Origin of the sequence: Duganella callida (assembly GCF_004614165.1) — a bacterium.
Lineage (GTDB): Bacteria > Pseudomonadota > Gammaproteobacteria > Burkholderiales > Burkholderiaceae_D > Rugamonas > Rugamonas callida.
In genome coordinates, this window is the sequence record NZ_SPVG01000161.1 from 1 (window position 1) to 17,314 (window position 17,314).

11 protein-coding genes are annotated in these 17,314 nt (G+C 64.4%); 3 read left to right on the forward strand and 8 right to left on the reverse strand.

Annotation, left to right across the window (positions count from 1 at the left end; genetic code table 11):
* Positions 1-113: 113 nt before the first annotated feature.
* Both cphA and E4L98_RS15780 read right to left on the reverse strand, forming a co-directional pair.
* Positions 114-2,684 (reverse strand): cyanophycin synthetase, encoded by a 2,571-nt coding sequence (gene cphA / locus E4L98_RS15775; protein WP_135202507.1) that lies wholly within the window; start codon positions 2,682-2,684, stop codon positions 114-116.
* 21 nt (positions 2,685-2,705) lie between these two features.
* Positions 2,706-4,862, reverse strand: coding sequence for a cyanophycin synthetase (locus E4L98_RS15780; protein WP_135202508.1), 2,157 nt, complete (start codon positions 4,860-4,862; stop codon positions 2,706-2,708).
* A 216-nt stretch (positions 4,863-5,078) separates the two neighbouring features.
* Here E4L98_RS15780 and E4L98_RS15785 point away from each other — a divergent pair, with 216 nt between their 5' ends.
* From E4L98_RS15785 to E4L98_RS15795, 3 genes are all read left to right on the forward strand, one after another.
* Entirely contained in the window at positions 5,079-7,349 is a 2,271-nt protein-coding gene (locus tag E4L98_RS15785; RefSeq protein ID WP_135202509.1) for a cyanophycin metabolism-associated ABC transporter, read from the forward strand.
* Between the two features lie 3 nt (positions 7,350-7,352).
* The gene (locus E4L98_RS15790) at positions 7,353-7,820 is read left to right on the forward strand and encodes a cyanophycin metabolism-associated DUF1854 family protein (RefSeq protein ID WP_135202510.1); all 468 of its coding nucleotides are present in this window, start codon (positions 7,353-7,355) and stop codon (positions 7,818-7,820) included.
* Between the two features lie 241 nt (positions 7,821-8,061).
* On the forward strand, positions 8,062-8,385 hold the full coding sequence (locus E4L98_RS15795; protein WP_135202511.1) for a hypothetical protein: 324 nt from the start codon (positions 8,062-8,064) through the stop codon (positions 8,383-8,385).
* A 48-nt stretch (positions 8,386-8,433) separates the two neighbouring features.
* Here E4L98_RS15795 and E4L98_RS15800 read toward each other — a convergent pair whose 3' ends face one another.
* The 6 genes from E4L98_RS15800 to E4L98_RS15825 form a co-directional block, all read right to left on the reverse strand.
* Entirely contained in the window at positions 8,434-9,723 is a 1,290-nt protein-coding gene (locus tag E4L98_RS15800; RefSeq protein ID WP_135202512.1) for a sugar MFS transporter, read from the reverse strand.
* A gap of 33 nt (positions 9,724-9,756) precedes the next feature.
* A complete protein-coding gene (locus E4L98_RS15805; protein ID WP_135202513.1) occupies positions 9,757-12,282 on the reverse strand; it encodes a glycoside hydrolase family 3 protein in 2,526 nt (841 codons plus the stop codon).
* A 26-nt stretch (positions 12,283-12,308) separates the two neighbouring features.
* Positions 12,309-13,676 (reverse strand): GH1 family beta-glucosidase, encoded by a 1,368-nt coding sequence (locus E4L98_RS15810; protein WP_135202514.1) that lies wholly within the window; start codon positions 13,674-13,676, stop codon positions 12,309-12,311.
* A gap of 4 nt (positions 13,677-13,680) precedes the next feature.
* On the reverse strand, positions 13,681-14,967 hold the full coding sequence (locus E4L98_RS15815; protein WP_135202515.1) for a glycoside hydrolase family 5 protein: 1,287 nt from the start codon (positions 14,965-14,967) through the stop codon (positions 13,681-13,683).
* A gap of 76 nt (positions 14,968-15,043) precedes the next feature.
* Complete coding sequence (locus E4L98_RS15820) at positions 15,044-16,075, reverse strand: LacI family DNA-binding transcriptional regulator (protein WP_135202516.1); 1,032 nt, start codon at positions 16,073-16,075, stop codon at positions 15,044-15,046.
* 80 nt (positions 16,076-16,155) lie between these two features.
* The coding region (locus E4L98_RS15825) for an ABC transporter substrate-binding protein (RefSeq protein ID WP_135202517.1) at positions 16,156-17,314 on the reverse strand (1,159 nt) is incomplete at its 5' end.

A 17,314-nucleotide genomic window follows, 5' to 3' on the forward strand; every position in this document is an offset into this window, starting at 1 on the left:
AAAAAAAAAAAAAAAAAAAAAAACACAAAAAAAAAAACCCGGGGGGGCCCCCCCCCCCAAGGCCCCACATCCCCCCCAGCTCGTGTCCGAATGTCGGCTCTGACCCCGACTGATCAGGCGGCTTTGATGCGGGCGGCGATGTGGGCCAGGGCGTCTTCGACCTGGTCGATCAGGATCAGGCACAGGTCGCCTTCCTGCAGGCGCGCCAGGGCGGTGTCGATGGCTTTGAATTCGCCGTAGATTTCTTCGATGTGCGAGGTACGCGGCGCGCCGTTCAGGCCGGCGCGCAGCAGGGCCACCACCTCGCCATCGACGCGGCCACGCTGGCAGGCGTCTTCGTACAGCAGCACGTCGTCGAACGCGCGGCCGAGAATTTCGGTCTGCTGGGTGATGTCCTGGTCGCGACGGTCGCCGGCGCCCGAGATCACCACCACGCGGCGCTTGGCCGGCATGGTCTCCACCGCCTTCACCAGCGCCAGGATGGCGTCCGGATTGTGGCCGTAGTCGGCGATCAGGGTCGCGCCCTTGTAGTCGAACACGTTGAAGCGGCCCGGCGCGTTGTCGGAGTCGTTGGCGAAGGTCTTCAGGCCGAGGCGGATCGCATCCCAGCTGATGCCCACGCCCCACGCCGCCGCCACCGAGGCCATCACGTTTTCGACCTGGAAGCCGATGGCGCCGTTGCGGGTGATCGGCACCTGCGACAGTGCGATCCTGTTGATCTCACGGCCTTCCGCCGCAACGATGTGGCCATCCTCGACGTACACGGTGCGGCTGCCCTGCGCCAGGTGCGTCGCGATGACGGCGTGTTTGCGGTCGGCGCCGAAGAAGATGATCTTGCCGCGGCAGTTGGCCGCCATGCCGGCGACGATAGGATCGGTGCCGTTCAGCACCGCGTAGCCGCTCTCGGACACGTTCTGCACGATCACGCGCTTGAGTACCGCCAGGTCTTCCACCGTGGTGATGTAGTTCAGCCCCAGGTGGTCGCCCATGCCGATATTGGTCACCACCGCGACCTGGCAGCGGTCGAAAGCCAGACCTTCGCGCAGGATGCCGCCGCGTGCGGTCTCGAACACCGCCGCGTCGACGTCCGGATGCAGCAGCACGTTGCGCGCGCTGCGTGGACCGCTGCAGTCGCCGCTGTCGGTCTGGCGGCCTTCGATGTAGACGCCGTCGGTGTTGGTCATGCCGGTGCGCAGGCCGCTGGCGGTCAGCAGGTGCGCGATCAGGCGCACGGTGGTGGTCTTGCCGTTGGTGCCGGTCACCGCGACCACCGGGATGCGGCCGTTCTCGCCGGCCGGGAACATGGTGTTGACGATGGCCTCGCCCACCGCGCGGCCTTTGCCGAACGACGGCGCGATGTGCATGCGCAGGCCCGGCGCGGCGTTGACTTCCACCACGCCGCCGCGCTGGTTCTCGATCGGTTCCAGCACGTTGTCGCACACCACGTCGACGCCGCACAGATCGAGGCCGATCATCTGCGCCGCTTCCACCGCGCGCGCCGCCACTTCCGGATGCACGTCGTCGGTGACGTCGGTGGCGGTGCCGCCGGTCGACAGGTTGGCGTTATTGCGCAGGACCACGCGCTGGCCCTTGGCCGGCACCGAGTCCGCGTTCAGGTCCTGCAGCGCCAGGCGCGCCAGGGCGATGTCGTCGAAGCGGATCTTGGTCAGCGAGGTCGCGTGGCCGGAGCCGCGGCGCGGGTCGGCATTGACGATGTCCACCAGTTCGCGCACGCTGTGCACGCCGTCGCCGATCACCAGCGGCGGATCGCGGCGCGCGGCCGCCACCAGCTTGTTGCCGATGACGAGCAGGCGATAGTCGTGGCCCGGCAGGTAGCGCTCGACCATGACATCGTCGCGGAATTCCTTGGCGGTGCGGAAGGCCGCTTCCAGGTGCTCTTTGGTCATGATGTTGACCGTGACGCCCTTGCCCTGGTTGCCGTCCTTGGGTTTGACCACCACCGGCAGGCCGATTTCCTGCGCGGCCTGCCAGGCGTCGGCTTCATCTTCCACCGAGCGGCCGATCGGCACCGGCACGCCAGCCGCGTGCAGCAGCTTCTTGGTCAGTTCCTTGTCCTGGGCGATGGTTTCGCCGATGGCGCCGGTGCTGTCCATTTCGGCGGCCTGGATGCGGCGCTGTTTCGAGCCCCAGCCAAACATCACCATCGAACCTTCGGTCAGACGGCGGAACGGGATATCGCGCGCCACGGCGGCATTGACGATGGCGCCGGTGCTCGGGCCCAGGCGCACGTCTTCATCGAGGTCGCGCAGTTCGTTCAGCGCGGCGGCCAGGTCGAACGGAGCGTCGGTCAGCGCGGCGTTGATCAGCGCCGCCGCCAGTTCCAGCGCGCGGCGGCCCACCGCTTCTTCGGTGTATTCGACCACGGTCTGATAGATGCCGCTGTCCAGCGTGGCGGTGGTGCGGCTGAAGGTGACCGGGCAGCCGGCCTGCGCCTGCAGGCTCAATGCCGCCACTTCCAGCACGCGGGCCAGCGGCACGTCGTCCGAATTCCCGGTCGGATGCAGGGCGCCAATGGCCGGGAAGCGCGCATGCAGGCGCTGCTCGAAACCGGCGATCTTGACGATCGATTGTTCTTCTGGCGGGCACGAAACGATGGCTTCCACGGCGGTGTGGTGGCTCCAAAGATTCGGGCCGCGAAGGGCGCGGGTGCGTATAACTTCCATTCTTGTTCTGCTTTCAGTGGTTTATTTTTTTGGTGCTGCCTCAAAGGTGCGCAGGGCGGCGACGATCAGCTCCGGCGTCAGACCCAGCGCCCAGCCGGCGGCAATCGCGGCCAGCACGGCTTCCGGCGGCACCAGCGGCGACAGCGGCAGGCTGGCGACGTCGGTGTGGCCCTGGCCCAGCACGATGCAGTCGGCGCGCAGGAACACCACGCGCTTGCCGTCCTGACGATGCGCGGCGATGGCCGGCAGATGCTCTTGCACGCCATAGAAAATCACTTCGCCGTCGCACAGTTCGGCCATCTCGACCACTTGCGCGTCGGCCGCGTTCAGCACCGCGGCGCCACCCGGCAGCACCACGTCCACCTGGCTGCGCAGCACGTTGAACAGTTTTTCCTCGCTGTCGATGTGGAAGTCGCTCAGCGCTTCGAAGCCGCTGACATCGGTCACCACGCCGACCGCGCACTTGTCGTAGGCCAGACCTTCGCTGAGGATCATGCGCGCGCTGTTTTCGAACACGCCGGCATCGACGTTCTTGTTCAGCAGCAGACGTTCGCCGGTCTCCCAGTCGCTGAAGCCGTCGCGCGGCAGCAGGCGGCCGTTGACATACAGGCCGTCGGCGCAGGTCAGGCCGGTCTTCTTGCCGCTGATTTGCAGCAGCCAGGCCAGCAGGTGCGCGATCATGGTGGTGCCGTGCGTGCCGGTGATGCCGACCACCGGGATGCGGCCGGTTTCTTCGGGCTTGAACAGGTGATCGACGATCGCCTCGCCGACATTGCGCGGTTCGCCCACGGCCGGTTTCAGGTGCGCCAGCAGGCCCGGGCTGGCGTTGACTTCGATGATGGCGCCGCCCTGCTCTTCCAGCGGACGCGAAATGTCCGAGCACACCAGGTCGATGCCGGCGATGTCCAGACCCACCACGCGCGCGGCCAGCGAGGCCATGGCCGCCACTTGCGGATGCACCTTGTCGGTCACGTCGACGGCCACGTTGCCGTTCGGCTGGATCAGCACTTTCACGCCGTCGGCCGGCACCGATTCGTGGGTCAGGCCCTGGCGGCGCAGTTCCAGCACGATTTCGCCCGATTCATGCGGCTTGACCAGGCCCAGTGGGAATTCTTCCGTTTCGCCGCGGCGCGGGTCGGTGTTGATCTGGCTGTCGCACAGCTGCAGCACGGTGGACTTGCCGTCGCCGGTGACCCACAGCGATTCGCCCGCCGCCGCCGCCACCACGCGCTTGCCCACCACCAGCAGGCGGTGTTCGTCGCCGACGATGAAGCGTTCGACGATCACGCTGCTGCTGTCGCCTTCCTGCGCGGCCAGCGCGTAGGCGGCGGCGATGTCGGCTTCGTTGCTCAGGTTGAGCGAGACGCCGCGGCCGTGGTTACCGTCGTAGGGCTTGAGCACCACCGGCAGGCCGATGTCCTGCGCGGCTTCCCATGCCTCGGCGGCGTTGGTGACCAGCTGGCCCTCCGGCACCGGCACGCCGCACGACGAGATCAGGGTCTTGGTCAGGTCCTTGTCGCTGGCGATGCCTTCGGCGATGGCCGAGGTCTGTTCGGTTTCGGCGGTCCAGATGCGGCGCTGCGCCGAACCGTAGCCCAGCTGCACCAGGTTGCCGTCGGTCAGACGGATGAACGGGATCTTGCGCACGCCGGCGGCGTCGACGATGTTGCCGGTGCTCGGGCCCAGGCACAGGCTTTCGACCATGTCGGTCAGCCGGGCGACGGTGGCGTCCAGATCGTAGGGTTTATCTTCGATCATGGCCATCAGCAGGTCGCGGCCGGCGGCCAGCGCGGCGCGGCCGACTTCTTCCTGGCGGGTGCGGAAAGCCATCTTGTACAGGCCGCTGTCGGGGCTGATTTCGCGGGTCTTGCCGAAGCCGGTCTTCATGCCGGCCAGGTTTTGCAGCTCCAGCACCACGTGCTCGAGGATATGGCCGGCATAGGTGCCGTCGCGCAGGCGCTCGAGGAATCCGCCGTGCTCGCCCACGCCGCAACGGTGGACGATCAGCCCCGGCAGGATCGCCGTCAGGCGCTCATACAAACCAGGCAACAAATTCGAGGGGAAGTTCTCCAGCTCGCCGATATCCAGCCACGCCTCGATCACCGGGCGATAGGTCCAGATGTTGGGTCCGCGCAAATAGGTTACGCGGAGAACTTCAATATCTTTCTTCTTGGTCATGTATCTAGTCTTGTAACTTTGTTATCGGCATGCGAGCCCGCGCCGTATTGTAAACCCTGTACCCTCGCCCTGCTGCTGTGCGGTATACTTGCCGGGAAGTTTGCCAATACTGCAAAACATCCGGTTTTATTGTTTTCTGTCAAATGTTTAACCATTGACAGAATACCGTAAATAAGCCGTCGTATCAGCCCTTTTCCCTCCGGAGTACGCCACACAATGACAAGCCAACAACTTTCCATCGTATCCAGCCTGAGCGAACTACCGGAACGCTGGCGCTCGGAGATACAGGCACAACTTTCCCAAGGGGAAAACGTTGTAAGTGCCCTGGAGGTTGACCTGGATCAGCAACTTCATTTTTCCAAGGGCGTGGTGATGATCACGCCGCGCCGTGTGCTGGCCAGGGCGCCGGGTGCGGCGCAGTGGGAATCGTGGCCGTTTACACAAGACCTGGCGCTGAAACACCATGACCATGCCGGCGTCGGCCACCTGGAACTGGTGAACGCGCGCGGACGTCTGGCCGCGTGGCGCTTCACGCTGGGCCAGAACCTGGCGGCGATCCGTCTGGTCGAACAATTCGAGGCGCAGCGCGACAGCCACGCCAGCGGCGAACCGGTGATGCTTGATGAAGAAAACGTCTGCCCCAGCTGCAAGGCGCCGCTGGAGCCGGACCAGGAGGAATGCCCGATCTGCACCAAGGTGGTGTACACGCCGCCGTCGACCTGGACCCTGTTCCGCCTGTGGCGCTTCGCCAAGCCTTACAAGGGCCAGCTGGGCCTGGGCTTTGCGCTGATGCTGCTGTCCACCGGCGCGCACATGATCCCGCCCTATCTGACCATCCCCTTGATGGACAATGTGCTGATCCCCTACCAGAACGGCAAGCAGGTCGACCCGATGCTGGTGGTGATGTACATGTCCGGCCTGGTAGGCGCGGCGGTGCTGGCGTGGATTTTCGGCTGGGCCAAGACCTACGTGCTGGCGCTGGCCTCGGAGCGCATCGGCGCCGACCTGCGCACCACCACCTACGAACACCTGCTGCAACTGTCGCTCGAATACTTCGGCGGCAAGCGCACCGGCGACCTGATGTCGCGTATCGGCTCGGAGAGCGACCGTATCTGCGTATTCCTGTCGCTGCACCTGCTGGACTTTTTGTCTGACTGCCTGATGATCGTGATGACGGGCGTGATCCTGTTTTCCATCGATCCGTGGCTGGCCATCTTCACCCTGCTGCCGCTGCCGTTCATCGCCTGGATGATCCACATCGTGCGCGACCGCCTGCGCACCGGCTTCGAAAAGATCGACCGCGTCTGGGGCGAGGTGACCAACGTGCTGGCCGATACCATTCCCGGCATCCGCGTGGTGAAGGCGTTTGCGCAGGAGGCACGCGAAGCGACCCGCTTCCGCACCGCCAACAAGCACAATCTGGCCGTCAACGACAAGTTGAACAAGGTGTGGTCGCTGTTCTCGCCGACCGTGTCGTTCCTGACCGAACTGGGTCTGCTGGTGATCTGGGTGTTCGGTATTTATCAGGTATCGAAAGGCCACATCACGGTCGGTATCCTGTCCTCGTTCATCGCGTACTCGAGCCGCTTCTACGGCCGTCTCGATTCGATGAGCCGCATTGTCTCTGTGACGCAGAAATCGGCGTCGGCGGCCAAGCGCATTTTCGATATCCTCGACCACGTATCGTCGGTGCCGGAACCGGTCAACCCGGTCAAGCTGGATAAAGTGGAAGGCAATATCACGCTGCGCGAAGTCGGCTTCCGTTACGGGAACCGCGCGGTCAACCGCGGCATCGACCTGGAAATCAAGGCCGGCCAGATGGTGGGCCTGGTGGGCCACTCGGGTTCCGGCAAGTCCACGCTGGTCAACCTGATCTGCCGCTTCTACGACGTGGCCGAAGGCGCGATCATGCTGGACGGCGTGGACATCCGCGCCTTCAGGGTGGCCGACTACCGCCGCAACATCGGCCTGGTGCTGCAGGAGCCGTTCCTGTTCTTCGGCACCATCGCCGAGAATCTGGCCTACGGCAAACCGGATGCGACGCGCGAGGAAATCATCGCCGCCGCGCGCGCGGCGCACGCGCATGAATTCATTCTGCGTCTGCCGCAGGGTTACGACTCGATGGTCGGCGAGCGCGGTCAGGGCCTGTCGGGCGGCGAGCGCCAGCGCATCTCGATCGCGCGCGCGCTGCTGATCGATCCGAAGATCCTGATCCTGGACGAGGCCACCGCCTCGGTGGACTCCGAGACCGAAAAGGAAATCCAGCGCGCGCTGGACAACCTGGTGCAGGGCCGTACGACCATCGCCATCGCCCACCGTTTGTCGACGCTGCAGAAGGCCGACCGGCTGGTGGTGCTGGACCGCGGCGTGGTGGTGGAAGACGGCCCGCACGAAGAACTGATGGAACAGAAAGGCGCCTACTACCGCCTGTACCAGGCCCAGGCCCGCAACGTCGACATCGATCTCGACGACGGCATCAAGGAATAAGACATGACGACTCAATTTGAACTGGTACGCAATCCCTATGGCCGGCTGGTGCTGACCACCACCGAAGGCGTGGTGCACGAAGGCGTGTCGCCGGTGCGCGCCTTCCCGGTGCAGGCGCCGCAGGACGGCATCTCGCTGCTGAACACGGACGGCAAGGAGGTCGGCTGGATAGACCGCATCGAAGACCTGCCGCCGGCCATCGGTGAACTGGTGCGCGAAGAACTGAGCGGGCGCGAATTCATGCCCGAGATTTCGCGCATCAACAGCGTGACCAGCTACGCCACGCCGTGCACCTGGTCGGTGGCGACCGACCGCGGCGACACCGAATTCGTGCTGCGCGGCGAGGAAGACATCCGCCGCCTGACCGTGGACACCCTGCTGATCAGCGACATCCACGGCATCCACTACCTGGTGCGCGACATCCGCGAGCTGGACAAGCACAGCAAGAAAATCCTCGACCGCTTCCTGTAAGCCATCTGCGCCATCGGCCCTGTGCCGATGGCGCCGCCTCCCCGTCTGATCTGGCTCAAAGCTAGCGCAAAAAGCGCCTGCATGATGGAATCGTGCGCCCATCGATCATGCACGGAAAGGCATAAAGTGAAGCTTCCGGAACCGAAGTCCTTCGTGCTACCGCGGGAAATTCCTGAACCAAAAAAGAAAAAGCCCAACCCTCCACGTCAGCACGCTGGCCGGCAGCAGCGCGATTGCTGCTGTGGCGGCGCAATTGCCTGTGGCAGCGGCGTGGATGCTGGCTGCGGTTTCCGTTTTCGGCATCTTGAATTTTGCCATCCGGCCGGCGGAGAAAATTGCCGCACTCCAGTCCGATGTGCATCAATATTCCGTCTTGCTGAGCAAGTCCGATGGGTTGGATGCTTCGGCGATACGGCATCTTCTGCACGAAGCCAGGGAAACGGATACGGATGAAATCGAGCCGCTACGAGTGGTCGCGTTTAACGATGTCATGCTCGAAATCGACGAACTGGATGCCCGGATACCGCTGACGCCGATGCAGAAATTGATCGACGTGCTGGCGTAGGCGAAAAAAAAGCTCCCCGCGGGGAGCTTTTGCGGCAGCGCCAGCTGCTTATTTTTCGTTGTACATGTTGGCGAACTGCAGGCCGAAGTACAGGATGAACAGGTAGCACGCGGCCGGCACCAGGAACGACAGTTGCAAACTGATGTTGTCGGCCAGCAGACCTTGCGCGAACGGCACCAGCGCGCCGCCGACGATGGCCATGCACAGCACGCCCGAACCCTGACCGGTCAATGGTCCCAGCTTGTTCAGCGCCATCGAGAAGATGGTCGGGAACATGATGGAGTTGAACAGGCCCACCGCCAGCAGTGCCCACATCGCCATGTGGCCGCCGCTGAAGATCGCGGTCAGCACCAGCACGATCACCGCCGCCGCATTGAAGGCCAGCGCCTTGCCCGGGCTGACGGTGCGCATCACGGCGAAGCCGATGAAGCGGCCCACCATCGCGCCACCCCAGTAGTAGCTGACATACGGCGCCGCGTCGGCTGGCGACAGGCCGGCCACGTGCGGGTCACCCATGAAGTTGATCAGGAAGCTGCCGATGCTGACTTCACCGCCGACGTACAGGAAGATCGCCACCGCGCCCAGCGCCAGGTGACGGTGCTTGAGCACTTCGGCAAAGCCGCCCTTGGCCACGGTGTCGCCTTCCGCATCGACGATCTTCGGCAGACGCGCCAGTGCGAACAGAATGGCCAGCACCAGCAGCGCCGCCGCCAGCGCCAGATACGGCCCTTGCACCGCCGCCGCCTGGGTGGCGTGGTAGGCGTGCAGCTGCTCGGGCGTCAGCTGCGCCAGATCGGCCGAGCTCAGAACGCCGCCGGCCAGAATCAGCATGCCGCCCAGCGTCGGCGCCACGGTGGTGCCCAGCGAATTGAAGGCCTGGGTCAGGGTCAGACGGCTGGAGGCGGTGCGCGCATCGCCGAGAATCGCCACGTAGGGATTGGCCGCCACCTGCAGGATGGTGATGCCGCCCGCCAGCACGAAGAAAGCGATCAGGAACAGCGTATAGCCGCTGGTCGCCGCCGGGTAGAACAGCGCGCAACCGGCCGCCGCGATCGTCAGGCCCGCGACGGCGCCGTTCTGGTAGCCGATCTTCTTGATCAGCATACCGGCCGGCAGCGAGACGATGAAGTAGGCGCCGAAGAAGCAGAACTGCACCAGCATCGCCTGCACGTAGCTCAGCGTGTACACCGCCTTCAGGTGCGGAATCAGCACGTCATTCAGGGACGTCAGCAAACCCCACATGAAAAACAGGATGGTGACGATGATCAGCGGGCCGGTGTTGCCGCCCGCCTGCGACTGCCCGGATGCCACCGGGGCAGCTTGCGTATAGTGTTCCATGCTTTTACTTTCTCCTCGTATTACCGATTTTATTTATTTAAAGTCCCCACACGCCAGCGCGTCCTGGTCCTTGGCCGCGCCGCCGACGATCTGGATGTTGGCGAAGGTGGCCGCAAACGGCGCATCGGCGCTGACGCTGAACGGCGTGCTCAGTGCCGCCAGCGGCAAGCCTTTCGCGCTGAAGCACGCCAGCGGAATCTTGACCGTCTGCTTGCCCTTGCCCACCAACCGCTGGAACACCGCGCCGGCATCCAGCTCCACCGTCTCCATGCCGATGGCAACCTTGCCATGCGGCGCAGCCGACACGATAGCATCAAATTGCAGCGCGCCGTCAGTACTTGCGTAAGATGGCAGCTTGATCGCCTTGCCGGCCTGCGCTTCCAGCTTCGCCGGACCGGTCCAGGTCAGACGCTTGGCGTCCTGCTGGGTGTTGATCTGCGCGGTTTCCACCGTCACGGTCGGCAGCTTGTGCACCGCGTTCAGGTCCGCGCCGAGCGCCACGCGCTGGCCGCCGCTGGACACATACAAGGCGTAAGTCGCGCGGTCGGTCGGATTGTACACCGGGACGGACAGCGACTTGCCGCAACCGCCTTCCGGATAGGCGGTATCCAGCGCCGGCACCGTTACCTTGCTGGCGTAGGTCAGGCCATAGCCGTACTTGAACAGCGGATCGTAATTCGCATCGCCCACATTCAGCGGCGACTGGCAGGCCGACTTCGGCCACGAGAACGACAGCTTGCCGCGGAAGTCCGCATTCACCTTGCCGTTGGCCTTGCGGAACAACACATCGCTGACGCCCTTGCCCTCGGTGCCCGGCAGCCAGGCGGCGACAAAGCTGTCGCTCAGGTTGAGCAGATCGTTGGTGTACATCGGGCGACCGGAGAGCAGAACCGTCACCACCGGCTTGCCCTTGCCCGATACCGCCTTCAGCACTTCCAGATCTTCCGGATAACGGCCGGACAGGCGCAGCGTGCCGGCCGGGCCGATGTCGCCGTCGCCTTCCGCGTACGGGGTTTCGCCGATCACCGCGATCACCGCATCGAACTGGCCGGCATCGACGCCGGCCGCATTCTCGCTGAAGGTGACGTTGCCCTCGCCCACCGCATCCCTGATGCCGGCCAGGATGGTGTCGCTGACCGGGTAATCGCCATTCTTGTTGTCGGTGCCCTGCCAGGTCAGCGACCAGCCGCCGGACTGGTTGGCCATGTTGTCGGCGCTCTTGCCGACCACCAGGATCTTTTTGCCGCGCGCCAGCGGCAGCACGTTACCGTTATTTTTCAGCAGCACCAGCGACTCGCGTACTGCCTGGCGCGCCAGCGCGCGGTTCTGCAGCGCCTCCTGCTTGCCGGCGTAGATGTTTTGCGACGGCTTCTTGTTGTCGAACAGGCCGGCGCGCATCTTCACGCGCAGGATGCGGGTCACCGCGTCGTCGATGCGCGACATCGGGATTTCGCCCTTCTCCACCTGGGCGATGGTGTTGGCGATGAAGCTCTTCCACTTTTCCGGCACCATCACCAGATCGACGCCGGCGTTGATGGCGGCGGCGCAGCTGTCTTCCGCGCAGCCCGGCACTTCGGTGATGGCGTTCCAGTCGCTGACCACCAGGCCATCGAAGCCCATCTTTTCTTTCAGCGCGCCGGTCAGCAGTTCCTTATTGCCGTGCATCTTGCCGTGATCGGCGCCGCCCTGGACATCGTTCCAGCTGTTGAAGGACGCCATGACGGTCTGAACGCCGGCCGCCAGCGCGGGATAATAGCCTTGCGCGTGGATGTTCAACATCTGCTCATTCGTGGACAGGTTGACGCCGCGGTCCTTGCCCTCGTTGGTGCCGCCGTCGCCGACGAAGTGCTTGGCCGTGGCCACCACGGTGTTGTCCGACTTCAGATCGCCCTGCAGACCTTTGACGTAGACGCCGGCGTAGTCCTTCACGATGGCCGGATCTTCCGAGAAGCTTTCGTAAGTGCGGCCCCAGCGATCATCGCGCACCACCGCCAGCGTTGGCGCGAACACCCAGTCGATACCGGTAGCGCGCACCGCCTTGGCGACGGATTTGGCCATCTCGCCGATCAGCTTGGGATCGCGGGCCGCGCCCAGGCCGATGTTATGCGGGAACAGCGTGGCGCCATACATGTTCGAATTGCCGTGCATCGCGTCGATGCCCCAGATGACAGGGATATGCACCTTCATGTCGGTGCTCATGGAGGCGTCGTAGTAGGCGTCGGCCAGTTTGACCCAGTCGGCGGCGGTGGCGTGCTTGTTCCCCTGCGGCCAGCTGCCGCCGCCATTCAGCACGGAGCCGATGTAGTAGGTGCGGATGTCTTCCGGGGTGCTGAACTTGATTTCCGGCTGGGTCATCTGGCCGACCTTCTGCGCCAGCGTCATGCCGGCCACGATCTGCCTGATGCGCGCTTCCATCGCCTTGTTCTGTTTGACGGCGCTGGTGACGTGCGGCCATTCGGTCAGTGGCCTGGCGGCCGGCGCGGCGATGACGTTCGCGCCCAGCGCCAGGGTGGCCGCCAGGACGGCGCGGCGCAGAATGTGGTTGTGCGTGTTCTTCATTTTGATGTTTCTCTCTCCGTGGTGATTCAGTTCTTGCCGCGCACGAAGGCGCTGTACCATTCGCCGCTCTGCTTGACGATGCGGCGTTGCGTGTCGTAGTCGATGTAGGTCAGGCCGAAGCGGCGCAGATAGCCTTCCGCCCATTCGAAATTGTCCAGCAGGCTCCAGGCGAAATAGCCTTTGATCCTGCCGCCCGCCGCGATCGCGTCGCGCATCGCGGCCAGGTGGCGTATCAGGTAATCGCGCCGCGCGGTGTCGGTGACCGCGCCGTCCGCGCCGATATGATCGTCGTAGGACGAGCCGTTCTCGGTCACATACAGGTCGCCGGTCGGATAGTCGCGCGCCACGCGCTCCAGCAGATCGATCAGGCCTTGCGGCGACACTTCCCAGCCGAAGTCGGTGCGCTGGCGGTCCTGCGGATGGATGATGCGAGTGCGCAGCGGGTACTCGTCCGGCGCATCGACCACCACTTCCGGGAAGTAGTAGTTCACGCCGAGGAAATCGCAGGGCACGGCGATGGCCTCCATATCGCCCGCTTCGATGACTGGCGCGTCGGCGCCCACCAGCGCCAGCGCTTCAGCCGGATAGCCGCGGCCATACAGCACGTCGAGGAACCAGCGATTGCGCAGCGCGTCGTGGCGCGAGACGGCCGCCTGGTCGGCCGCGCTGTCGCTGCCGGCCTTGATCGGATGCAGGCTGAGGGCGATGCCGACCCTGGCGTCCGCCACGTTGGCGCGGATCAGCGGCACCGCGCGGCCATGCGACACCAGCACGTTGTGGCAGACCTGCAACGCCAGCGGCAGGCTCTTGTTGCCCGGCGCGTGCATGCCGTCCCAGTTGCCGTGCATGGCCGTGCACCATGGTTCGTTGTGAGTGATCCAGTGCTTGACGCGGTCACCCAGGTGTCGGGTGATCACATCCACATAGCGCAGATAGGCATCGATGGTGGCGCGGTTGTTCCATCCGCCCTGGTCCTGCAGGTACTGCGGCAGATCCCAGTGATACAGCGTGCACCACGGCTGCAGGCCGCGCGCCAGCATGCCGTCCACCAGCTTCGAATAGAACGCCAGCCCCTGCGCGTTCGGCGCCGTATCGACACCGTTGAAGATGCGCGTCCACGCGATCGAGAAGCGGCAGGCATTCAGGCCCATGGACTGCGCCAGGTCCAGATCCTCCTCCCAGCGGTGATAGTGGTCGCAGGCGACGGCGCCGGTGGAACCGTCGCGGATCTTGCCTGGCGTGGCGGCGAAGGTGTCCCAGATCGACGGCACGCGGCCGTCCTCGGCGGCGGCGCCTTCGATCTGATAGGCCGAGGTGGAGACACCCCACAGAAAGTCGCTGGCAAAGTCGGTGCGCTTGATCGCCGTAGGCAGGTCGGTAAGAATCATGGTCATGGTTTTATTTGGCGAATGGAGTGGGTGCCACAGGTGCGTTCATCCACTTGATGGCGGTTTGCTGCGGTTCGTACGGTACGCTGCCGAACAAGCGGAACAGGTTTTCGATCTCGTCCAGCGAGGCCTTGTTGAAATCGAGCTTGGGAATCTTCGCGCCGGGCGCGTTGGTGACCAGGCCCCAGGTGCCCTTGCCCTGGCCGCCCCGGTTGGACACCAGCTTGTAGGCCCAGGCGGTATTGGCCCAGCCGTTGGCGACATAGGTGTCGTAAGTGACGCGCATGACCTGGCCGCCGTTCTCGGCGCCCATGAAGGCCCACGGCTGGAACTCGCCGACGAAGAAGGCGGTATCCAGCCCTTCGAGCTTGGTCTTCCACTTGCAGACGTTGTCGCCCTTGCCGCTGCACTGCAGCCAGTTTTTGTGCACTTCCAGCCCCGGCTTGCCCCAGCCGAAGTGGCCGGGATAGGGATGCATCTCGAAGGCGACATTAGTCATGCCGTGGTCGGCCGGCTTGCCATAAGCGTCGATGCCGGTCTTGTTGTGACCGGGCAGGATGATCACGTGATTGGTGTCCACTTCGCGGATCGCCTTGTACAGCGTCTCCACCACAACGGCCAGGTTCTCCGGCGTGGTGCCCCAGGGTTCGTTGAGGATGCTGTAGCCGGCCACCGCGCCGCGGTCCTTGTAGCGGGCGGCGATCTGCTGCCACAGCCAGATGGTGCGCTCCTGGTATTCCGGCGTGTCCCAGTATTTGTTCCTGCCCGCGCAGCCGCTGTGGTGCTCCCAGCCCTGGCTGCCGACGGCGCCGTGCAGGTCGAGGATGACGTACACGCCGCGCTTTTCAGCTTCCGCGATCGCGTTGTCGAAGTATTTCCACGCATCGGCGCGCAGCTGGCGCGGATGCTTTTCATCCTCCACCACGCTGTAGATGAATGGCAGACGCACCAGGTTCAGATTCATCCTGGGCAGCATGTCCCAGTCGCGCTCCCTGATCCAGTTATCGCGGAACAGCGTGTACAGGCGCTGGCGCTCCTCGTAGCCGAAACGCTTGTCGAGCACCGCCTCCAGCGAGCACTGGTCGCCGACGGCCCTGGTCTCCTGCCCCATCATCCAGAATTCCTGGATCAGATAATTGCCGAGGTTGATGCCGCGCAGCGCCGGTTGCGTGCCGTCGGCCGTCAGCCATTTGGTGCCCTCCGTGTGCAGCATGGGCAAGGCCGTCGGCAATCGCGTCTGCGCGTGCGCCGAGCCGATCAACAGCAAGGCTGTCGCGAGCAATCGTTTTGTAAGCATGCTGTCTCCGATGAATGGAATCGTTTCCAAATATACTGTAAAAAAAGAGCAGGCGGCCAGCGCGTGCTCTGTGTTTTTACTTCCTTTTACCGCCTTTTACGGCCGGCGGCGGCGCCAGCGAGGCGCGCTCCGCCACATGTATCCCGTACGCGCGCTCAACCGGACGCTGCAAGTCGTAACACTGGTTCAGCAGATAGTTCAACCCGTTCATGGTCATCTCGCTCCACGGGATATGCACGCTGGTCAGCTGCGGCGCGGTGAACTCCGCGCTGTGCGTATCGTCGTAGCCCAGTACCGACACCTGCTCCGGCACCTTCACGCCGGCCTTCTGGAAGAACGACAGGGCGCCCACCGCCATCTCATCGTTGGCGCAAAACACCGCCGTGAATTCCCGCCCCGACTGCAGCAGCCGCTCGGCGCAGGCCCAGCCGCCCTCCGGCGTGAATTCGCCATCTTCCATCCACAACTTGCCGGTATCGACGCCAGCCTCCTCCAGCACCGCCATGAAGCCGGCGATACGCTGCCGGTTGTCCGGCGCCGCCGCGCGGCCGGCGATCACCGCGATCTTGCGGTGCCCCAGCGCCAGCAAGGTCTGCGCCGCCAGTTTGCCGCCCGCCACGTGGTCCACCGTGAAGCACTGCCCGGCGATGCTGGGGAACTCCTGGTTGATCACCACCACCTTGGACTGGAACGGCCCCAGCGCAACGAAGTCCTCGTCCACCATCGCATTGCTCATCACGATCAGGCCGTCGCTGCCGCGCTCGATCAGGAAATTCAGGCCGTCGATTGCCTGCGTGCGCGAATCGCCGTCGCCGACGCCGAACGCCACCACCATGTTCAGACCGGCCGCGCGCAAAGCGGTGTAAATCGCCTGCAGGATCGGGGTGTAAAACGTCCCGCTCAGGTAGGGAATGTACACACCGATCATCTGCGAGCTGCCCGACAGCAGCGAGCGCGCCGCGTGCGACGGCCGGAATTCCAGCTGTTCGATCGCCTTGCGCACCTTCTCCTGCGTGCTCTGCGACACCGAGCCCTTGCCGCTGATGACACGGGAAGCGGTCCCCAGGCCCACGCCCGCCAGCCGTGCTACGTCTTTGATGGTTGCCACGAATTCCCTTACCCGTTCAGTCTATGCGGCGGCAAGCATAACCCACGCTCCCCGGACATGACAAGCTGATCAGATTTGTATCAATCCTGTAAAGCCGCGGCGATGCCCTTCTGCGCTTTTTCCACCGGCATGCGCGTGTTCCAGTATGTCGTCAGCACGTCCTGCAGCGCGCCATTCTGGTCCGGCGTCAGGAACACCTCGATCATGCCGGTGGCGCGCGTCTTGTCCTTCAGGATGGCCATGCCGGCCTGCGCGCACACGTCCATGCTCGAGGTGTCGACATTGCTCAGGATAGGCAGCGCGCCCTTGATCTTGTTGAACTCCAGTTGCGCGCCGGGCGCCAGCATGGTGGTGGCCAGCAGCTTTTGCGCGCGCACCGCCTCGGCATTGGCGGTCTTGGGGAACACGAAGGCGTCGCCCTGGATCAGGTAGGGCACGTGGGCGCCCAGGCCGGGAATGCAGCCGAAATCCTTGCCGGCGGTCTGCTTCGCCGCGGCGAATTCGCCCTTGGCCCAATCGCCCATGATCTGCACCCCGGCCTTGCCGCTGATGAGCATGGCCGTGGCGTCGTTCCAGTTGCGGTTGGGCGAGCCCGCATCGACATAGCCCTGCAGGCGCTTGAACGCCAGCAGCACCTTCTTGAACGGCTCGGAATTGATGGCTTTCGGCGAGCGGTCGCGCAGCACCTGCAAATACAGCTCCTTGCCGCCGACATTCGCCAGCATGGCCTGGAACAAGATGTTTTCCTGCCACGGCTGGCCGCCGTGCGCCAGCCCGATCAGGCCGGCCGCCTTCAGCTTGTCCAGCGCGGCGAACAGTTCGTCGGGCGTGGCAGGCTCCCTGGCGATGCCGGCCTTTTTGAACGCGGCCTTGGAGTACCAGATCCAGGTCGACATGTGGATGTCGACCGGTACCGCGTAATAATGGCCCTTGACCTTGATGACGTCGAGGATGGGCTGCGGCATCAGCTGGTCCCAGCGGTCGCGCACGGCGACGTCGTCCACGTTGTTGAGCTCGCCCTGGTCGATCAGGTCGCGGAACTGCTTGGTGGTGTTGAACTGGGCGGCGGTGGGCGGATTGCCGCCGACGATGCGGTTGATCGCCACCGCCTTGGCCTGGTCGGCGCCGGCGATGGCGGTGTCGCCCCAGACGCCGCCGGCCGCGCGGTAGGCGTCGGCGAACTTGCGCACGGCGGCCGACTCGCTGCTCGAGGTCCACCAGTGCATCACTTCGGCGCCT

Excerpts from the sequence above, each read along its gene's own strand:
- cphA (WP_135202507.1), bottom strand. The coding sequence starts at position 2,684 with ATGGAAGTTATACGCACCCGCGCCCTTCGCGGCCCGAATCTTTGGAGC.
- E4L98_RS15780 (WP_135202508.1), bottom strand. The coding sequence starts at position 4,862 with ATGACCAAGAAGAAAGATATTGAAGTTCTCCGCGTAACCTATTTGCGC.
- E4L98_RS15785 (WP_135202509.1), top strand. The coding sequence starts at position 5,079 with ATGACAAGCCAACAACTTTCCATCGTATCCAGCCTGAGCGAACTACCG.
- E4L98_RS15790 (WP_135202510.1), top strand. The coding sequence starts at position 7,353 with ATGACGACTCAATTTGAACTGGTACGCAATCCCTATGGCCGGCTGGTG.
- E4L98_RS15800 (WP_135202512.1), bottom strand. The coding sequence starts at position 9,723 with ATGGAACACTATACGCAAGCTGCCCCGGTGGCATCCGGGCAGTCGCAG.
- E4L98_RS15805 (WP_135202513.1), bottom strand. The coding sequence starts at position 12,282 with ATGAAGAACACGCACAACCACATTCTGCGCCGCGCCGTCCTGGCGGCC.
- E4L98_RS15810 (WP_135202514.1), bottom strand. The coding sequence starts at position 13,676 with ATGACCATGATTCTTACCGACCTGCCTACGGCGATCAAGCGCACCGAC.
- E4L98_RS15815 (WP_135202515.1), bottom strand. The coding sequence starts at position 14,967 with ATGCTTACAAAACGATTGCTCGCGACAGCCTTGCTGTTGATCGGCTCG.